This window comes from Sphingomicrobium sp. XHP0239 (assembly GCF_039555325.1).
GTDB classification, from domain to species: domain Bacteria; phylum Pseudomonadota; class Alphaproteobacteria; order Sphingomonadales; family Sphingomonadaceae; genus Sphingomicrobium; species Sphingomicrobium maritimum.
In genome coordinates, this window is the sequence record NZ_CP154608.1 from 1,961,804 (window position 1) to 1,979,358 (window position 17,555).

Below are 17,555 nucleotides of genomic sequence, written 5' to 3' on the forward strand. Positions count from 1 at the left end.
ATCAGCCCATCTTCTCCCGCTGCCGCGCGAGCGTCCGGAGCCGCAGCGCGCGCAACTTGATGAAGCCTTCCGCGTCCTTCTGGTCATAATCGCTCGTGCCTTCCTCGAAGGTCACGAGCTGTTCGTCGTAGAGCGAATAGGGACTGCTGCGCCCGATCACGGTCGCATTGCCCTTGTAGAGCTTGACCGTCACCTCGCCCGTCACCGGTCCCTGGCTGGCATCGACCGCCGCCTGCAACATCTCGCGCTCGGGCGAAAACCAGAAGCCGTCATAGACCAGCTGGGCATAGCGCGGCATCAATTCGTCCTTCAGATGCATCGCGCCCGCGTCCAATGTGATGCTCTCCATCCCCCGCCGCGCGGCCAGCAGAACGGTGCCGCCGGGCGTCTCGTAGATTCCACGCGACTTCATCCCGACCTGCCGGTTCTCCACGAGGTCGAGCCGCCCGATGCCGTTCGCGCCGCCGAGGTCGTTCAACTTCGCGAGCAACGTGGCGGGGCTCATCTTCTCGCCGTCGATCGACACCGGATCGCCCCGTTCGAAACCGATGCGGATGACGCTCGCTTTGTCGGGCGCATCCTCGGGCGACACGGTGCGCTGGTGTACATGCTCGGGCGCCTCGACGTCGGGATCCTCGAGCACGCGGCCCTCGCTGCTCGAATGCAGCAGGTTGGCGTCGATGGAGAAAGGCGCTTCCGATCGCTTGTCCTTGGCGATCGGGATCTGGTTCGCCTCGGCAAACGCCAGCAGATCGCCGCGCGACTTGAACTCCCAGTCGCGCCACGGGGCGATGACCTTGATGTCGGGCTTCAACGCATAATAGGCCAGCTCGAACCGCACCTGATCGTTGCCCTTGCCGGTCGCGCCGTGACAGACCGCGTCCGCGCCGACCTGCTCGGCGATGTCGACCTGCCACTTGGAAATCAGCGGCCGCGCGATCGATGTGCCGAGGAGGTATTGCCCTTCGTAAAGCGCGTTGGCGCGGAACATCGGGAAGACATAGTCGCGCACGAATTCCTCGCGCAGGTCCTCGATGAAGATATTGTCGGCCTTGATCCCGAGCAGTTCGGCCTTGCGCCGCGCTTCTTCGACCTCGCCCCCCTGGCCGAGATCGGCGGTGAAGGTGACGACTTCGGCGTCATAGTTCGTCTGCAGCCATTTCAGCATGATCGACGTGTCGAGCCCGCCCGAATAGGCGAGAACGATTTTCCGGGGCGATGAGGTCACTTGGTCTTGTCCTTGGTCAGCATGTTGGCGAGCGCGGTGGGGCTGTGCCGGTCGCGCACGGCGATGAAGAGGGTGTCGTCGCCCGCGATGGTGCCGGCGACTTCGGGAAGGTCGGCGGCGTCGATTGCCGCGCCGACGATATGGGCCGAACCGGGTCTCGATCGGACCACGACCATGAAACCCGTGGCCTCGGCCTGCACCACCCATTCGGCCACGATCCGGTCGAGCTCTTCGCTGCGGGCGTCGAGCTGGCCCAGCTGGTCGGGCAAGAGATAGACGGTGCGCCCCTCGCGGCGGCCCTTGACCGCGCCGATCGCGTCGAGGTCGCGGCTGACGGTTGCCTGCGTGGTCGGATGCCCCGCATCGGAAAGTGCCGCGACCAGATCCTCCTGGCTGGACGCGTCGCCCTGTCGCAGCATCCGCGCGAGCGCGTGGCGCCGGTCCTCGATCCGGGTCATGGCCTCACCCCCAAGAGCCAGGCCAGCGCGCCGCGTACACTGTGCAGCCGGTTGGCCGCCTGCTGCCACACCGCACTCTTCGGCCCGTCGATGACCTCGGCCGTGACCTCTTGGCCGCGAATGGCGGGAAGGCAGTGGAGAAAACGGGCCTTAGGCTTCGCCTCGGCCATCAGGCGCTCGTCGACGCGAAAAGCGCCGAATGCCTGGCGCCGCGTTTCGCCCTCGTCGTCCTGGCCCATCGACACCCAGACGTCGGTGTAGATCACGTCCGCTCCCGCCACGGCCTCGGTCGGATCGCCGGTCACCGACACACCGGGGAGGTCGGCCGTCGCGGGCTCGAAACCGTAGCCCTCCGGCGCCGCGAGAACGAACGTCGCGCCCAGCTTCGACGCGCCGACCGCAAGACTGCGCGACACGTTGTTGCCGTCGCCGACGAAGGCGATCTTCCGCCCCTCGATCGACCCGAACAGCTGCTCGACGGTCAAAAGGTCCGCCAGCCCCTGCAACGGGTGCGCCAGATCGGACAGCATGTTGACGACGGGCGTGTCGGGCACCGCGTCGCGAAACGTCTCGAGGACATCGTGATCCTTCACCCGCGCGGCGATCATCGCGTGATAGCAGGCCAGCGTTCGCGCGACGTCTTCGGCGCTTTCGCGGCCGCCAACGCCGACCTCGTCGGCACGTACGGTGACCGGGTGCCCGCCGAGCGCCACCACCGCCATCTCCATCGAATGGCGTGTCCGCGTACTCGGTTTCTCGAACAGGAGCGCGACGCCCTTGCCCGCCAGCGGTCGAGGCAACTCGTCCTTCTGCGCCAGCGCGATCATGCCACGGATCGTGTCCGCTTCCAGTTCGGCGAGCGTCAGCACGGTACATTCTCCTTGATGATCATGGTCCCGATCCCCTCGTCGGTCAGCATTTCGATAAGCAGGCTGTGCGCGATCCGCCCGTCGAGGATGTGCGCGCGCGGCACCCCCGCCTCGACCGCGCCGATGCAGGCGGTCAGCTTCGGGATCATTCCCGCGCCGACCGCGCCGCCGTCGATCATCGCCGCCGCCTCTGCTGCGGTCAGCCGCGGGATCAGGCTGGCGGCATCCCCCGCATCTGCCAGCAGGCCCGGCGCGGCGGTCAGATAGACGATCTTCTCCGCCCCGACCGCCGCCGCGATCGCGCAGGCGGCGGCGTCGGCATTGATGTTGTAGGGCTGGCCCGCCCGATCGGCGCCCACGGTCGAGACCACCGGGACGAGCCCCTCGTCGAGCAGACGGGTGAGGACCGACGCGCGCACTTCCTCGACGTCGCCGACGAACCCCAGCTTCGGATCGCGCTGGCGCGCCACCAGCAGCCCGCCGTCCTCGCCCGACACGCCGACCGCGACCGGATCGTCCCCCGCCTCGACGTTGAACTTGGACACGAGGTCGCGATTGACCTTGCCGACCAACGTCATCCGCACCGCCGCGAGCGTCGGGGCGTCGGTGACCCGCAAGCCATCCTCGAAGCGCCGTTCGATCCCGAACGCGCCCAGCGTCTCGTCGATCTGCGGCCCGCCGCCATGCACGACGATGCAGCGCACGCCGACCTGCCGCAGCAGCAGCACGTCCTGCGCCAACGCGCGGTCGACCTCCTCCTCGATGGCGTTACCGCCGAGCTTTACGACGATGGTCCGCCCCGCGAACCCGCGCACGTACGGCAGCGCCTGCACCAGCACCTGCGCGGTGTCGGCGGGGGTCAGCCCGTGATGGCGAGTGGCACCCGTCACGACGTCACCACGTTTTCCTTGATATATCCCGGGCCCAGATCGATCCCGATCGCGTTCGCCAACCCGTCGCCCGCGCCGAGGTCGATCGCGATCGTGACCTCGGCGTCCTGCATGTGGGTGCGCACCGCCTCGGCATCGTGCGCCACTTCGACCCCGCCCCTCGCGACCGTGACCCCGCCATAGGAAACCGCGGATTTCTCGACGTCCATCTCGACGCCGCAGCTGCCCGCCGCCGCGAGAATGCGACCCCAATAGGGATCTGACCCGTGCCAGCTGCACTTGACCAGATTGTTCTCGGCAATGGCCTTGGCGCACTGCCGCGCCGCCGCCTCGTCCGCCGCACCGCGCACCGACAGATGGACGATCTTCGTCACGCCTTCCGCATCGCGTGCCATCATCAGCGTCAACTGGTGGCAAAGGCTCGCCAGCGCCGACCGGAACTCGTCCTTGTCGACGGCGCCCGCCCGCCCATTGGCGAGCATCAGCACGGTGTCGTTGGTCGACGTCGCGCCATCGACGTTGAGCGAGTTGAAGCTCCCCGCCACCGCTTCGCGCAGCATCGCGGTCATCTCGTCGGGCTCCAGCGCCGCGTCGGTGGTCAGGAAGGCCAGCATCGTCGCCATGTTGGGCGCGATCATTCCCGAACCCTTCGCCATCCCGCCCAGCGTGAAGTTCGATCCCTTCACGACCATTTCCTTGGGCACATGGTCGGTCGTCATGATCGCGGTCGCGGCCTTCAGGTGGGTGTGGGTCGACAGGTTCTGCGAAAGCGTCGCGATCCCCGGCAGAACCTTTTCCATCGGCAGCGCGAAGCCGATCGGCCCCGTCGAACAGACCAGCACATGCTCGTCCGCCACGCCCAGCGCCTTGGCCGTTGCCTCCGTCATCGTTTTGGCATCGTCCATGCCCGGCGCGCCCGTGCCCGCATTGGCGTTCCCCGAATTGACGACGATCGCGCTCGCGCGCCCTCCCGATGCCGCGAGCTGCGCCTTGGTATGCACGACCGGCGGGGCGATGAACTTGTTCTGCGTGAACACGCCCGCCGCGGCGACCGGCTGTCCGTCGTCGGTGGCAACGATGGCGAGGTCGCGGCGGCGCATCTTGATGCCCGTCGCCATTCCGCCCGCGACGAAGCCCGGGGCCGCGGTCACGCTCATGGATGCACTCCCGCCGTCGACAGGCCCGCCGTCTCGTCGAGCCCCAGCATGATGTTGGCGCACTGGATCATCTGTCCCGCCGCTCCCTTTCCAAGATTGTCGATCACGCCCAGCGCCAGGATCCGGCCCGTCCGCTCGCACCGCCGTGCCGTCATGTGCACCGCATTGGTGCCGAGGACTGCCTTGGTCGCCGGCGGCGCGGAGGCAACGTGCACGAACGGCTCGTCGGCATAGGCATTGCGCATCGCCTCCAGCGGATCGCCATCCCCGGCCGCCTCGGCGGTGCAGGTGACGAGGATGCCGCGGTCGATCGGGACGAGGTGCGGGGTGAAGAGGAGGGACTGCCCCAGCGCCTGCTCCATCTCGCCGGTATGGCGATGGGTCAGCAGACCATAGGCCGACAGCGATCCGTGGACGCTGTTGAAATGGGTCGTTTCGCTCGGCGCCTTGCCTGCGCCCGACACGCCCGACATGCCGTTGACCGCGATGCTTCCCGGCGCGATCAGCCCCGCCTCCACCAGCGGCTTCAGAGTCAGGATCGCTGCCGTGGCATAGCAGCCCGCCGCCGCCACCGCCGTCGCCGATCCGATCGCTTCCCGGTGCAGTTCGGGGATTCCGGTGACGAACCGGTCGAGCAGGTCGGGCGCCTGGTGCGCCTCGCCGTACCAGCGTGCATACTCATCGGCCGCGGACAGCCGGAAATCGGCACCCAGGTCCACGAACGGCACCCCCGCATCGAGGATCGTGGCCGCCAGCTCCTGGCTCTTCCCGTGCGGCAGCGCCGCTAAGACGAGGTCCGCCTCGTTCAGCAGCGATGCGTCCCAATCGACGATCGATGCGTCCGGAAAGGCGAGCGCGAGGTTGGGGTGCACCTCGGCAACGGCTTTCCCCGCGTCGGACGCCCCCACCAGCGGTCCGGCCACGAGCGACGGATGCGCGTCGATGAGCCGCAAAAGCTCCCGCCCCACGAATCCACTCGCACCCAATATTGTACACTTTATGCGTTTCATCCGTGCCCATATGCATTTTTATGCATCATATGCAAGCGATGTTCGTTCGGGGATCGCCGAAAGCTGCACACCGCTGTCACCACCACCGACCCGGCGGAACCAGCGGGTCGGCTGCCGCGCTTTCCCTCCGACCGCGAAGGAGAAACGCCCATGTGTGACCAGCATCAGAACATCGATCCAGAAGCCCTGTCGCTCAGCCGGCGCCGTTTCGCCGTGCTCGGCCTTGCGACCACGCTCGCCGCCTGCACAACCCCGGGCACGATGGCGATGGGCGGGCTGACCCAGCGCAACGTGACCCTTCGCACCCCCGATGGCACGATGGACGCCTTCTTCGTTTATCCCGAAGGTCAGGTCAGCCAGGCAATCATCGTCTGGCCCGATGTCGCGGGTCTGCGCCCGGCGTTCGAAACGATGGCGCGCCGCACCGCCTCCACCGGCCGCGCCGTGCTGGTCGTCAATCCCTACTATCGCGACGGCGCCGCGCCGCAGTTCGCCGACTTCGCCTCCTTCCGCGAACAGGATGGATTCCAGACGGTGGGGCCGTGGCGCGAGAAGCTGACCCCCGCCGCCCTTCGTTCGGACACGAATGCGATCATCGACTGGCTCGACACGCAGGACGCGGTCGACGGGTCGGTCGGCATGGGCGCCGAAGGCTATTGCATGGGCGGGCCGTTCACCGTCCGCTCGGCCGTCGCGCGTCCCGACCGCGTGCGCGCCGCCGCCAGCTTCCATGGCGGCGGACTCGTCAGCGAAAATGCCGACAGCCCCCACCGCCAGCTCGACGAGACTCGGGCACGCTATCTGTTCGCCATCGCGCAGGACGACGATGCCGAAGCCCCGCAGGCCAAGACGCGGCTGCGCCAGGCGGCACAGGCCGCGGGCCGCCCCGCCGAGGTCGAGGTCTATGCCGGCGACCACGGCTGGACCGTTCTCGACAGCCCGGCCTACGATCAGGCAGCCGCCGAACGCGCCTATGGCCGCAAGATCGCTCTCTACGACGCGGTTCGCGGCGCCTGAATGCGCGTCGCCATCGTCGGTGCCGGAATGGCGGGTCTCGCCTGCGCGCGCGCGCTGACAGACGCGGACGCGAACGTGCAGGTCCGACTGTTCGACAAGGGCCGTGGCCCCGGAGGGCGCATGTCCGCGCGCCGCGCCACGGTCGGCGGGGACACGCTGCGGTTCGATCACGGCGCCCAATATTTCACCGCTCGCGATCCCGCCTTTCGATCCCTCGTCGATGAATGGAAAGCGGCGAGTGTGGTGGCTCGCTGGCCCGTGGCGGGCGACGATGCGTTCGTCGGCACCCCCGCGATGAACGCCCCGATCCGCGCGCTCGCAGCCGACCATGACGTGCGCTTCGCATGCCGCATCGATCGTGCCGAACGGCGCGAGGGAAAATGGACGCTTCTCAGCGGCGAAAGCGAGGAGACCGGTCCCTACGACGCCCTCATTGTGGCGATCCCGGCGGAACAGGCCGCGCCGCTGCTCGCCTCCCACGACGACGAGATGGCTTCCGCCGCCCGCGCGACCGTCTCCGATCCCTGCTGGACCGTCATGGTCCGCTTCACCGAACCGCTCGATCGTCCCGACACGCTGTGCGATGCCGGCGCCATCGGCTGGGCCGCGCGCGACAGCGCCAAGCCGGGGCGTGACGGGCGTGAATGCTGGGTGATCCAGGCCGGTCCCGACTGGTCGCGTGCGCACCTCGAAGACGATGCCGATACCGTCGCGACCGCGCTGCTCGATGCGTTCAGCGCGGCGGGACGCGACCTGCCCCCGCATGACCACCTCGCCGCGCACCGCTGGCGCTACGCCCGCTCCGGCTCGGCGGGCCGCGACTTCCTCTGGAACGGCGATCTGCGGCTCGGTGCGTGCGGGGACTGGCTGCTCGGCCCGCGGGTCGAGAATGCCTTTCTGTCCGGCGCCCGTCTCGGCGCCCGCATCCGGAGCGAGCGTACATGATCCACCCCGATCCCGATCCCGTCGGCCCCGGCCAGCGCAGCGTATGGGACTTTCCGCGCCCCGCCGTACCCGAGAAGACCGATGCGCATGTCGTCGTCGCGCATGCCGGTGTGACGCTCGCCGACACCCGCCGCGCCGTGCGGACGCTGGAGACCAGCCATCCACCGAGCTATTATCTGCCGCAGGACGATATCGACATGGCGCCGCTCGAACGCGCCGAGGGCCGATCCTTGTGCGAATGGAAGGGCCAGGCGCGCTACTGGACGGTGGTCATCGGCGACGACCGCTTCGAACGCGTTGGATGGAGCTATCCCGACCCGACCCCCGCCTTCGCCGTGCTGAAGGATCATGTCGCCTTCTACGCCGCGCCGTTCGACACGGTCACGGTCGACGGCGAACAGGTCGTGCCTCAACCGGGCGGTTTCTACGGCGGCTGGATCACGAGCGACCTCGCGGGTCCGTTCAAGGGTATCCCGGGCAGCCGCTTCTGGTGATTTCCGCCTAGTCGTCCCGGCGATGTTCGGGGTTGGGCCAGCCGGGCTTGGATCCGTCGTCCCACTCTTCCCGAACATTGCCCTCGGCGGGGATACCGCCGGCATCCTTCAGCATCCGCGCCAGGTGCAGCAGGTTGAACGCCATGAAGGTCGTGTTGCGCTGCGTGAAGACATTGTCGAATCCGACACGCTCCTCACCGTCCTCTTTCTCGTCGCCGTAGCTCGGCCCCGGCCCCGCCTCGCCGATCCAGCCGCAATCGGCCTGCGGCGGAACCGTGTAGCCGACATGGCTCATCGCGTAGAGGCAGCCCGACGCGACGTGCTTGATGCCGTCCTCGTTCCCCGTGACCACGACGCCCCCGACCTTGCCATAGAAAAGATACTGGCCCTTGTCGTTGGTCTGCCCCGAATGGGCATAGAGCTTCTCGATGAACGCCTGCGCGAGCGAGCTTTTCTCGCCCAGCCAGATCGGCGTCCCCAGGACCAGGATGTCCGCCCCGATCACCCGGTCGCAGATCTTGGGCCAGTCGTCCCGCTCCCATCCATGTTCGGTCATGTCGGCATAGACGCCGGGCGCCAGCAAATGCTCGGACAGCCGCAGCCGATCGACGCTCACCTCCTGGCGCGTGAAGATTTCGTCGACCACGTCGAGCAGGGTGTCGGTATGGCTGTCGGCCGAGGGCGGTTTCAGCGTGGCGTTCACCAGCACCGCCTTCAGCCCCGAAAAATCGCTCTTCGCCCCGGCGCAGATCTCCGCCTGCGTGTCGCTCAACTTGCTCATCGGATCGTTCCTCATGGTGGAATGGCGTGTCGCCAACGTTGCGAGCGCACAAAAAGTGTCGAAAAACGACAGATGACGGTCGACTTGGCGCCCGCGCTCTGGCTATCACCCTGCGCATGGCCAAGACCCCGCAACAGGTTCAGCAGGAAGAGAAGCGCGCCGGACTGGCGCTGATCGGCGCGGCGCTGCTCGCGCTCATCGCGGCAAACTCGCCGCTCGCGGAGGCCTACGAGAGCCTTCTCGAGTTCAAGTTCGGACCCAGTTGGCCGCGCTTCGGCGTATTCAGCGTCGAATATTGGGTGGTCGACGGGCTGATGGCGATCTTCTTCCTGCTGGTCGGGCTGGAGGTCAAACGCGAATGGTTCGAGGGCCGCCTCGCCGACAGCCAGGCGCGGCGATTGCCGATCATCGCCGCGATCGGCGGCATGGCGATCCCCGCCTTGGTGTACAGCGTCGTCGTCGGGTTCGACCCCGACCGCATCAGCGGCTGGGCGATCCCCGCCGCTACCGACATCGCCTTCGCGATCGGCGTGCTGGCGATCCTCGGTCGCTACGCACCCGCATCGATCAAGCTCCTGCTCGTCACGATCGCGATCGTCGACGACATCGGCGCGGTGCTGATCATCGCGCTCTTCTACACCGCCGAACTCAACACCTACGCACTGGGCGGCGCGCTGGCGGTCGTTGCGGTCATGTCGACGATGGCGCTCTACGGCGTCCGGCGGCTGCTCTGGTATCTGATCGGCTTCGCCATCCTCTGGTATCTCGTCCTCGCCAGCGGCGTGCACGCGACCATCGCGGGCGTTCTCGCGGCGCTCACCATCCCGCTCGGCACGGGCGAGAAGAAATCACCGCTGCGGCAGCTGGAACATGACATCCACCCCTGGGTGATGTTCGGCGTTGTCCCGATCTTCGGTTTCGTCGCCGCGGGTGTGGAACTGCCCGGCAGCATCGGCGCGCTATTCCAGCCGCTCCCGCTCGGCATCATGCTCGGCCTGTTCGTCGGCAAGCAGATCGGCGTGTTCGGGGCAATCTGGGCGGCGTGCAAGTTCGGGCTCGCCAAGCGTCCGCGCGGTACCCGCTGGACCCAGATCTACGGCGCCGCCTGCCTGTGCGGCATCGGCTTCACGATGAGCCTGTTCATCGGCGCGCTGGCCTTTCCCGACCGTCCCGACCTCGTCGACGCGGCCAAGATCGGCACGCTGGCGGGCTCGCTGCTCAGTGCACTGGTGGGCTATGCCGTGCTTCGCTTCACGCCCCCGACCGCCAGCCGGGCGGAGGACGTCGACCGTGCAGACGACATCTTCGTCGCGGACGACACGCCGGACGACGATCCGGTTAGGAGCGACGCCGGCAAGGGCGTCGGCGGCTGAGCCTTCAGAAGCGCGTGTCGGCGGGGTAGCTCGACACGAAATCGTTGTCGGCGCGAAAGTTCGTGAAGCTCATCGAGATCGAGCGGTCGAGCGCCTCGACATGGTGCCACCAGCCGATCGGCAGGAAGATCGCCTCGCCAGGCCCGATCACCGTTTCCAGCAGCGGCGGCAGATCGGGATCCTGCGCCACGGCATCCCAGTCGGCGGGCTCGCGGCTTGAAAAGCAGTGGATATAGTTGCGCATCCGTCCGACTTCCCAGCTCGGCACCATCCGCACCGTCTTGCGGCCCTTCACCTGCACCAGCAGATTGTTGGTGAGATCGTGGTGGAACGGCGTGAGCGTGCCCTTGGGTCCCAGCCAGAAGAAGCCGTCGTTCCCGCCCGTCGGTTCGAGGATCGAGACCGGGCCGAGGTCCTTCCACAACGGCGCGAGCGAAACGTTGTTGCCGCGATCGTTGTAGGCGGTGACGTAGAAATCGTTACTCGCCCCCTCCTCGCCCAGATCGCGCAGCCGCTGCGTGATGGACCGCATCGGGGCGCTGCTGCGGTGCCGCTCCTTGTCGAGTTCGTAGTCCGCCGCACTCTCGCGCCGTTCCTGCACCTCGACCGTGCGATCGCCGACGACCGTATCAAGATAGTCGAGGTCCCATTTCTCGAGCGCGGCCCAATCGTCGACCAGCCCGGTCAGCTTCACCGGCAGATTGGCGGTATAATAAGCGTCGTGGAAACGCTGCGGATCGATGCGGTCCTCGACCGCGATCGACAGCCCGTCCCCCCGCTGCGCCGCCAGCTTACCATAGATGCCGAGCGTCCAGTCGCGCTTCGCCATCCGGCGCGACGCCTTGATCAGCGCCGCGGCATAGGGGTCCTTCTCGAGCCGCTTGATCTCGTAGTCCGCTTTGGCGGGCGATACGCCTGCCGCGACCAGCCGCGCGCGAACGTCCGCCTCGCCGACGCCGTCGAGCAGGCTTTCCGAAATGATCTCTTTGACGTTTGCCATGCGGGGGAATGTAGCAATTCCCCCGTGGCAATTCGATGACCTTTAGAGCTTCTCGGTCAGTTCGGGCACCGCTTCGAACAGATCCCCGACATAGCCGATGTCCGCCACCTGGAAGATCGGGGCTTCCTCGTCCTTGTTGATGGCGATGATGACCTTGGAATCCTTCATGCCCGCAAGGTGCTGGATCGCGCCCGAAATACCGATGGCGATATAGACTTCCGGCGCCACGATCTTGCCCGTCTGGCCGACCTGGTAGTCGTTGGGGGCATAGCCCGCATCGACCGCCGCGCGGCTCGCGCCGATGGCGGCGTCCAGCTTGTCGGCAAGCGGATCGAGCAGTTCGTGGAACTTCTCCTCGCTTCCGAACGCGCGTCCGCCCGACACGACCACGCCCGCACTGGTGAGGTCGGGACGATCGCCCTCGCTCTCGGTCGCGCTGACGAAGTCGGACTTTCCGCTGGCCGATCCGGCATCTAGCGCGGCGACGCTGCCCGAACCGCCCTCGGCGGCGGCCTTCTCGAAGGCCGTGCCGCGCACAGTGATGACGAGTTTCTCGTCCGCGCTGTCGACCGTGGCGATGGCATTGCCGGCATAGATCGGCCGCTTGAAGCTCTTGTCGCCCTCGACCGCGATGATGTCGCTGATCGGCGACACGTCGAGCTTGGCCGCGACGCGCGGCGCGATGTTCTTGCCCGTGGTCGTGGCGGCGGCGAGGAAGGCGTCGTAGCCGTCCATCGCGCCCGCGATCAGCGGCGCGACGTCCTCGGCCAGCTGATGCTTGAGATGCGCCCCGTCGGCGACATGGACCGTGCCCACGCCGTCGATCTTGGCGGCGGCTTCGCCCACCGGACCGACGTTCTCGCCGACGACCAGCAGATCGACATCGCCCAGCTTCTTCGCAGCGGTGACCGCGCTCAGCGTGGCATCCGAAACGGCGGCGCCATCATGTTCGACGTAAACCAGCGACTTCATTAGGCCACTCCCATTTCTTTAAGCTTGGCGACGATCGCATCGACGCTCTCGACCTTCTCCCCCGCCTCGCGCTTGGGCGGTTCGGCGACGTTGGTGATCGTCAGCCGCCGCGACACGTCGACCCCGTAATCCTCGGGGGTCTTGGTCTCGAGCGGCTTCTTCTTGGCCTTCATGATATTGGGCAGCGAGGCGTAGCGCGGCTCGTTCAGCCGAAGGTCGGTGGTGACCACCGCGGGCAGCGTCAGCTTGACCGTCTCCAGCCCGCCGTCGACTTCGCGCGTCACCTCGAGGCCTTCGCCCTCGGCATCGACCTTGGACGCGAACGTGCCCTGTGGCCAGTCGAGCAAAGCGGCGAGCATCTGGCCCGTGGCGTTAGTGTCGTCGTCGATCGCCTGCTTGCCCAGCACGACGAGGTCGGGGCTTTCGTCCGCCACGATCTTCTGCAGCAGCTTGGCGACGCCAAGCGGCTCCACATTCTCGTCCGTCTCGACCAGGATCGCGCGATCGGCGCCCATCGCCAGCGCGGTGCGGAGCGTTTCCTGCGCCTTTGCCGGTCCGATCGACACGGCGACGATCTCGTCTGCCTTGCCCGCTTCCTTCAGCCGTACCGCCTCCTCGACCGCGATCTCGTCGAACGGGTTCATGGACATCTTAACGTTGGCGAGATCGACGCCGCTGCCATCGGACTTGATGCGCGGCTTGACGTTATAGTCGATCACCCGTTTGACGGCGACGAGCAGCTTCATGGGCCTCAATTCTCCTAATCGAATGCGGGGGCGATATGCGTGTCCCAGAAGCGCGCGTCAAATGGGCAAAGTTCCGTAAGGGCCCGGGGCCGCAACGAATCGCGCGCCCCCGCCGTTGGGGCCTGCATGAGCACGCACACAGGCGACGGCGACTTCGAAGTCCACTCGATCGCCGACATTCTCGATTGTCTCGAGAAGGTCGGCGAGGAAAAGGGCGAGGTATCGGTCGGCGACATGGCCGACGCGTTCGGCACGCGCACCTATGCGCCCTTCATGATCGTCCCCGCGCTGCTCGAAATCAGTCCGATCGGCGCGATCCCCGGCGTCCCGACCCTGCTGGCCATCACCATCGCGATCTTCGCGGTGCAGATGCTGATTGGCAAGGAGCATATCTGGATCCCCGGACTGCTCGAGAATCGCGAGATCAACGGCGACAAGCTCAAGAAGGCCGCCGAAAAGGTCGAACCCGTCGCCGAACGGATGGACAGCTGGTTCCACAAGAGATTGCGAAAGCTGACCCGTGGCGTCTTCATCAAGCTCGCCGCGGTCGTCATCCTGCTTCTGTGCTTCGCGGTGCCCCCGCTCGAATTCCTGCCTTTCGCCAGTGCCGGCCCGATGCTGGCGATCGTCTTCATCGGCCTGGCGCTTCTGGTGCGCGACGGGATCCTGCTCTTGGTCAGCGTCAGCGTCGGACTGGCGGCGGTCGGGTTCGGGCTCAGCCAGCTGCTGATGGGGGGCGGCGGCTAGGAGCGCAGGGCGCTCACCAACCGCTCGATCCCCGCGTCCAGTCCCCTCGGGTCGAACCCCAGCGACCGTGCCCGCGCGATATCGATCCCCGGAAGACCCGGAGGATCGTCGTCGCGCGTCACCGCCTCGACGAGCGCGGGGTCGGCGCCGGTGGCCCCCACCAGAAGGTCGATCGCCTCGCGCAACGTCCGGCGCTCTCCCGATGCGACATTGACGGGTCCCACCACCCTGCCGTCCAGCGCCAGCAGCAGCGCGGTCACGACGTCGTCGACATGGACGAAATCCGCCGCGAACCGCCCGCCGTTGACCATCTCGACCGGCTCGCCCGCCAGCAGCCGCCGCGCCATCGTGCGCAGCAACCCCCCGCCTTCCCCGGCACCATAGACCGACGATAGACGCAGCGTGACGAGAGCGGCATCGGACTGCGCGACGCGGGCGGCGGCGTAGCTTTCCTGCGCGATCTTGCTGGCGAGATAATAGGCCCCGCGCGTCCCCGCTTCGAGCGGAGCCTCCTCGTCGGCCCGGTCGAGCGTGTGGCGATAGGCGTTGGCCGACCCCGTCTGCACGATCCGGTGTACCCCCGCCGCGATCGCGGCATCGACCAGCCGCAACGTGCCGAGCGCGTTGACGCGCCAGCACTGCTCCGCTTCCTCGATCTCCCCCGCGCGGGCAGGAAGCCGCGCGGCGAGGTGGACGAACGCGTCGCATCCTTCGAACAGGTCGGGCGAGACCGGCGTGTCGGCATCGAGGTCGCAGACCACCCGCTCTCCCTCGGCCGGAAGATCGGCGGCGGGATGGCGGACGAGAAAACGCATCGGCGTGCCCCGCTCCGCCAGCGCGCGGACCAGCCGCCGCCCGACGAAGCCCGTCGCGCCGGTCAGGGCGACCGTGCCGCGTTCAGCCATCGAAGCGATCGAGATCGTCGTAGGAGACTTTCGTCTCCGACCAGTGGCGCAGGATCGCCGCTTCCTCGATCACGGGCTGCGTCAGATCCTCGCCCAGTACGAGATGCCGCAGACACATTTCCACCTCGTCGAAACCGACCAGCTGCCGCAGCGGCGTGGTGCCCGAAAAGCGCCCGTTGATCTCGAACACCTTGGCCCGTCCCTCGGCGTCGAGCCGGAACTGGAAATTGGCGGGTCCGTAGGGGCCGAGCGCCTCGCCCCACCGCCGCGTCAGCCCATGCAGCTCGTCGAACGGTTCGGTGAAGGCACGATAGGTATTGCCGTCGCGAAGGTCGCGCCGCATCACCACCGACACGGTCGGCTGCCCATCGAACACCAGCGCGCTGGCGGTATATTCCGCCTCGTCCCCACCGACGCATTCCTGCACCACCAGCCCCTCGCGCCCGTCGAGCGCCCGGTCGAGCTGCGCGCGGTCGGTTACCCTCGACACACCAATCGAGCGCGCGCCGACGCGCGGTTTGACGATCAACGGAAAGCCGACCTTCTCGACGAGCGCGTCGATTTCGGCACCATCCTCTCCCTTGGCCGATCCCGGATAATCGAAGCCGGCATCGCGGAAGAAGGCAGCGGTGGCATATTTGTCGTCGGCGATGCGCACGACCTCGGGGCTGGAAACCAGCACCTTGCAGTCCTGTTCGGCCTCGATGACGGCGCGCGCTTCGCTGAGGATTTCGAGTTCGACGTCGGTTCCGGGAATGAGCACGTCCGCGCCGCACCGCCCGATCACTTCGCGAAGGCGTGGCAGATAATCGGCGTCGTTCGCCATCGGGACGCCATAGGCCTCGTCGACCCAGTAGAGCGCGGGGGCGAGCGGCGAGGGATCGACGGCGACGATCTTCACGTCGAGCGTCCCGCGCTTCAACGAACGGATGATGCCCTGCCCGAGCAACGCGCCCGCGCCGGTGACGAGCACGGTGATCATGCGAAAAAGCTTTCCAGCTTGGCGCGCGTCGATGCCGACAGCGAGGTTCTGGCGAGCATCGACGCATACAGGGCGGCATCGAACGCGACCGGGCGAGGCGCGACCTCGAAAACGCCGTCCCCGATCGTCGCCATCGCCCATTGCGGCACCGATCGGCCCGCGGTCCGCGGCTGCCCGATCGACCCGACCGTCACCACGCGCGGCAGGCCGTCGAAGGCATAGTCGCGATGCCGATGCACATGACCGAAGATCCCGGCGGAAAAGCCCCGCTCGTCCAGCGTCGCCGCTGCCGCACGCGCCGATGCCTCGTCGCGCAAATAGGTCCAGTCGCCGTAGCTGTAGGGATTGGCGTGCGCGATCAGCACCTGTTGGATCTGCACCTCGCGCGACCAGTCGAGACCATCGGACAGGTGGCGTCCACCTAACTGTTGCCGTGTCCAGAGCGCCTGTTCGACGATCCAGTCGGGAAGCCCGTCGAGATAGTCGTCACGCCCCTCGTCGAGGTCGAGATAGAGCTGGTCGTGATTGCCGAGGATCAGCACCGCATCGTGCCGTTCCTGCGCCTCCTGGGCCAGTTCGAGCGTCTCGGCGACCTCGGGGCCGTAGCCCAGGAGGTCGCCGAGGATGACCATCCGGTCGAACCCCTCGTCCACCGCCGCATCGAGCGCGGCGCGGAAGGTGGTCGCCAGCGCGTGAATGTCGCTCAGGATCGCGATCCGTTGCGACGGGGCGCTCACGCCGCTTCTTTGACCTGCGCCACGATCTTCTGCGCCGCGTCGCCCAGATCGTCCGCCGCGATGATCGGCAGACCCGAATTGGCGAGGACTTCCTTGCCCTCGGCGACCTTGGTGCCTTCGAGGCGCACGACCAGCGGCACGTCGAGATCGACTTCCTTGGCCGCCGCGACGATGCCCTCGGCGATCGTATCGCAGCGCATGATGCCGCCGAAGATGTTGACGAGCACGCCCTTCACGGCCGGATCGGACAGGATGATCTTGAAGGCCGCGGTGACCTTTTCCTTCGACGCGCCGCCGCCGACGTCGAGGAAATTGGCGGGGAAGGCGCCGTTCAGCTTAATGATGTCCATCGTCGCCATCGCGAGGCCCGCGCCGTTGACCATGCAGCCGATGTCGCCATCGAGCTTGATGTAAGCGAGGTCGTACTTCGACGCCTCGACTTCCATCGGGTCTTCCTCGGTGAGATCGCGCAGCTCCTCGATGTCCTTGTGGCGGAACATGGCATTGCCGTCGAACCCGACCTTTGCGTCGAGCACCATCAGCTGATCGCCCGACACGGCGAGCGGGTTGATCTCGATCTGGCTGGCATCGGTACCGAGGAACGCCTTGTAGAGCGCCGCGGTGACCTTGGCCGCCTGCTTGGCGAGCCCGCCCTCGAGGCCGAGTGCGTTGGCGACGCTGCGGCCATGGTGCGGCATCAGGCCGGTGGCGGGGTCGATCAGGATGGTGTGGACCTTCTCGGGCGTGTCGTGCGCGACCGCCTCGATGTCCATGCCGCCCTCGGGGCTGGCGACCACGGCGATCTGGCCCGACGCACGGTCGACCAGCATCGCGAGGTAGAATTCCTTGTCGATATCGACGCCGTCGGTGACGTAGAGCCGCTGGACTTCCTTGCCCTCGTCGCCGGTCTGGACGGTGACGAGCGTATTGCCGAGCATGTCCTTTGCCGCCGCTTCGACTTCCTCGATCGACCGGGCCAGCCGGACGCCGCCCTTGGAGCCTTCGGGCAGTTCCTTGAAATGGCCCTTGCCGCGGCCGCCGGCATGGATTTGCGCCTTCACGATCCACAGCGGACCGGGGAGGCGCTTGGCGGCCTCGACCGCTTCGGCGACGCTCATCGCGGGGTGGCCGTCGGGGACCGGCGCGCCATATTCCTTGAGGACTTCCTTGGCCTGATATTCGTGGATGTTCATGGGACGGGGGCTTCCTGTCGATCGAATGAAAGGTCTCGCCCGCGCCTAAAG

The 17,555-nt window shown here is 67.1% G+C and carries 19 protein-coding genes; 5 read left to right on the forward strand and 14 right to left on the reverse strand.

Annotation, left to right across the window (positions count from 1 at the left end; translation table 11 throughout):
• Position 1 precedes the first annotated feature (1 nt).
• From WJT74_RS09905 to argC, 6 genes are read right to left on the reverse strand one after another with little or no spacing between them, the layout of a single operon-like run.
• A complete protein-coding gene (locus WJT74_RS09905; RefSeq protein WP_343344298.1) occupies positions 2 to 1,228 on the reverse strand; it encodes an argininosuccinate synthase in 1,227 nt (408 codons plus the stop codon).
• Positions 1,225 to 1,686, reverse strand: a complete 462-nt coding sequence (locus WJT74_RS09910; RefSeq protein WP_343344301.1) for an arginine repressor — start codon at positions 1,684 to 1,686, stop codon at positions 1,225 to 1,227. The genes WJT74_RS09905 and WJT74_RS09910 overlap by 4 nt, the downstream gene beginning before the upstream one ends.
• Positions 1,683 to 2,555 (reverse strand): ornithine carbamoyltransferase, encoded by an 873-nt coding sequence (gene argF / locus WJT74_RS09915; protein ID WP_343344303.1) that lies wholly within the window; start codon positions 2,553 to 2,555, stop codon positions 1,683 to 1,685. The genes WJT74_RS09910 and argF overlap by 4 nt, the downstream gene beginning before the upstream one ends.
• Positions 2,549 to 3,445 carry an acetylglutamate kinase gene (argB, locus tag WJT74_RS09920; RefSeq protein WP_343344304.1) on the reverse strand — a complete coding sequence of 299 codons (897 nt, stop codon included), beginning with the start codon at positions 3,443 to 3,445 and terminating at the stop codon, positions 2,549 to 2,551. Before argB ends, argF begins: the two co-directional genes overlap by 7 nt.
• Positions 3,442 to 4,602 (reverse strand): bifunctional glutamate N-acetyltransferase/amino-acid acetyltransferase ArgJ, encoded by a 1,161-nt coding sequence (gene argJ / locus WJT74_RS09925; RefSeq protein ID WP_343344307.1) that lies wholly within the window; start codon positions 4,600 to 4,602, stop codon positions 3,442 to 3,444. The genes argB and argJ overlap by 4 nt, the downstream gene beginning before the upstream one ends.
• Positions 4,599 to 5,612 carry an N-acetyl-gamma-glutamyl-phosphate reductase gene (argC, locus tag WJT74_RS09930; RefSeq protein WP_343344309.1) on the reverse strand — a complete coding sequence of 338 codons (1,014 nt, stop codon included), beginning with the start codon at positions 5,610 to 5,612 and terminating at the stop codon, positions 4,599 to 4,601. Before argC ends, argJ begins: the two co-directional genes overlap by 4 nt.
• A gap of 150 nt (positions 5,613 to 5,762) precedes the next feature.
• Between argC and WJT74_RS09935 the strand changes: the two genes are divergently transcribed.
• The 3 genes from WJT74_RS09935 to WJT74_RS09945 are packed head-to-tail and all read left to right on the forward strand — an operon-like array spanning position 5,763 to position 8,068.
• Positions 5,763 to 6,629, forward strand: coding sequence for a dienelactone hydrolase family protein (locus WJT74_RS09935; protein ID WP_343344311.1), 867 nt, complete (start codon positions 5,763 to 5,765; stop codon positions 6,627 to 6,629).
• Positions 6,630 to 7,574, forward strand: a complete 945-nt coding sequence (locus tag WJT74_RS09940; protein WP_343344313.1) for an NAD(P)/FAD-dependent oxidoreductase — start codon at positions 6,630 to 6,632, stop codon at positions 7,572 to 7,574. It begins immediately after the preceding gene.
• Complete coding sequence (locus WJT74_RS09945; RefSeq protein ID WP_343344315.1) at positions 7,571 to 8,068, forward strand: DUF427 domain-containing protein; 498 nt, start codon at positions 7,571 to 7,573, stop codon at positions 8,066 to 8,068. Before WJT74_RS09940 ends, WJT74_RS09945 begins: the two co-directional genes overlap by 4 nt.
• 7 nt (positions 8,069 to 8,075) lie before the next feature.
• Here the strand turns inward: WJT74_RS09945 and WJT74_RS09950 are convergent, their stop codons facing one another.
• On the reverse strand, positions 8,076 to 8,849 hold the full coding sequence (locus tag WJT74_RS09950) for a flavodoxin family protein (protein WP_343344317.1): 774 nt from the start codon (positions 8,847 to 8,849) through the stop codon (positions 8,076 to 8,078).
• A 116-nt stretch (positions 8,850 to 8,965) separates the two neighbouring features.
• Here WJT74_RS09950 and nhaA point away from each other — a divergent pair, with 116 nt between their 5' ends.
• Positions 8,966 to 10,222, forward strand: coding sequence for a Na+/H+ antiporter NhaA (gene nhaA, locus WJT74_RS09955; protein WP_343344319.1), 1,257 nt, complete (start codon positions 8,966 to 8,968; stop codon positions 10,220 to 10,222).
• 4 nt (positions 10,223 to 10,226) lie between these two features.
• Here the strand turns inward: nhaA and WJT74_RS09960 are convergent, their stop codons facing one another.
• The 3 genes from WJT74_RS09960 to WJT74_RS09970 are packed head-to-tail and all read right to left on the reverse strand — an operon-like array spanning position 10,227 to position 12,940.
• Positions 10,227 to 11,222, reverse strand: coding sequence for a cupin-like domain-containing protein (locus WJT74_RS09960; protein ID WP_343344321.1), 996 nt, complete (start codon positions 11,220 to 11,222; stop codon positions 10,227 to 10,229).
• Between the two features lie 42 nt (positions 11,223 to 11,264).
• A complete protein-coding gene (locus tag WJT74_RS09965) occupies positions 11,265 to 12,194 on the reverse strand; it encodes an electron transfer flavoprotein subunit alpha/FixB family protein (RefSeq protein ID WP_343344323.1) in 930 nt (309 codons plus the stop codon).
• Entirely contained in the window at positions 12,194 to 12,940 is a 747-nt protein-coding gene (locus WJT74_RS09970) for an electron transfer flavoprotein subunit beta/FixA family protein (protein WP_343344325.1), read from the reverse strand. Before WJT74_RS09970 ends, WJT74_RS09965 begins: the two co-directional genes overlap by 1 nt.
• 126 nt (positions 12,941 to 13,066) lie before the next feature.
• Between WJT74_RS09970 and WJT74_RS09975 the strand changes: the two genes are divergently transcribed.
• On the forward strand, positions 13,067 to 13,687 hold the full coding sequence (locus WJT74_RS09975; RefSeq protein WP_343344327.1) for an exopolysaccharide biosynthesis protein: 621 nt from the start codon (positions 13,067 to 13,069) through the stop codon (positions 13,685 to 13,687).
• On the opposite strand, the gene WJT74_RS09980 is transcribed toward WJT74_RS09975, so the two are convergent.
• The 4 genes from WJT74_RS09980 to sucC are packed head-to-tail and all read right to left on the reverse strand — an operon-like array spanning position 13,684 to position 17,504.
• Positions 13,684 to 14,592, reverse strand: a complete 909-nt coding sequence (locus WJT74_RS09980; RefSeq protein WP_343344328.1) for an NAD-dependent epimerase/dehydratase family protein — start codon at positions 14,590 to 14,592, stop codon at positions 13,684 to 13,686. The two genes, WJT74_RS09975 and WJT74_RS09980, sit on opposite strands and share 4 nt — an antisense overlap.
• Positions 14,585 to 15,574 (reverse strand): ATP-grasp domain-containing protein, encoded by a 990-nt coding sequence (locus tag WJT74_RS09985; RefSeq protein ID WP_343344329.1) that lies wholly within the window; start codon positions 15,572 to 15,574, stop codon positions 14,585 to 14,587. Before WJT74_RS09985 ends, WJT74_RS09980 begins: the two co-directional genes overlap by 8 nt.
• Positions 15,571 to 16,311 (reverse strand): metallophosphoesterase family protein, encoded by a 741-nt coding sequence (locus WJT74_RS09990; RefSeq protein WP_343344331.1) that lies wholly within the window; start codon positions 16,309 to 16,311, stop codon positions 15,571 to 15,573. The genes WJT74_RS09985 and WJT74_RS09990 overlap by 4 nt, the downstream gene beginning before the upstream one ends.
• On the reverse strand, positions 16,308 to 17,504 hold the full coding sequence (gene sucC, locus WJT74_RS09995; protein WP_343344334.1) for an ADP-forming succinate--CoA ligase subunit beta: 1,197 nt from the start codon (positions 17,502 to 17,504) through the stop codon (positions 16,308 to 16,310). The genes WJT74_RS09990 and sucC overlap by 4 nt, the downstream gene beginning before the upstream one ends.
• Between the last annotated feature and the right edge of the window lie 51 nt (positions 17,505 to 17,555).

Coding starts and splice junctions, on each gene's coding strand:
- WJT74_RS09950 (WP_343344317.1), bottom strand. CDS start 8,849: ATGAGCAAGTTGAGCGACACGCAGGCGGAGATCTGCGCCGGGGCGAAG.
- argC (WP_343344309.1), bottom strand. CDS start 5,612: ATGAAACGCATAAAGTGTACAATATTGGGTGCGAGTGGATTCGTGGGG.
- WJT74_RS09980 (WP_343344328.1), bottom strand. CDS start 14,592: ATGGCTGAACGCGGCACGGTCGCCCTGACCGGCGCGACGGGCTTCGTC.
- WJT74_RS09965 (WP_343344323.1), bottom strand. CDS start 12,194: ATGAAGTCGCTGGTTTACGTCGAACATGATGGCGCCGCCGTTTCGGAT.
- WJT74_RS09985 (WP_343344329.1), bottom strand. CDS start 15,574: ATGATCACCGTGCTCGTCACCGGCGCGGGCGCGTTGCTCGGGCAGGGC.
- WJT74_RS09935 (WP_343344311.1), top strand. CDS start 5,763: ATGTGTGACCAGCATCAGAACATCGATCCAGAAGCCCTGTCGCTCAGC.
- WJT74_RS09975 (WP_343344327.1), top strand. CDS start 13,067: ATGAGCACGCACACAGGCGACGGCGACTTCGAAGTCCACTCGATCGCC.
- WJT74_RS09960 (WP_343344321.1), bottom strand. CDS start 11,222: ATGGCAAACGTCAAAGAGATCATTTCGGAAAGCCTGCTCGACGGCGTC.
- WJT74_RS09940 (WP_343344313.1), top strand. CDS start 6,630: ATGCGCGTCGCCATCGTCGGTGCCGGAATGGCGGGTCTCGCCTGCGCG.
- sucC (WP_343344334.1), bottom strand. CDS start 17,504: ATGAACATCCACGAATATCAGGCCAAGGAAGTCCTCAAGGAATATGGC.
- WJT74_RS09970 (WP_343344325.1), bottom strand. CDS start 12,940: ATGAAGCTGCTCGTCGCCGTCAAACGGGTGATCGACTATAACGTCAAG.
- WJT74_RS09910 (WP_343344301.1), bottom strand. CDS start 1,686: ATGACCCGGATCGAGGACCGGCGCCACGCGCTCGCGCGGATGCTGCGA.
- WJT74_RS09945 (WP_343344315.1), top strand. CDS start 7,571: ATGATCCACCCCGATCCCGATCCCGTCGGCCCCGGCCAGCGCAGCGTA.
- nhaA (WP_343344319.1), top strand. CDS start 8,966: ATGGCCAAGACCCCGCAACAGGTTCAGCAGGAAGAGAAGCGCGCCGGA.
- argJ (WP_343344307.1), bottom strand. CDS start 4,602: ATGAGCGTGACCGCGGCCCCGGGCTTCGTCGCGGGCGGAATGGCGACG.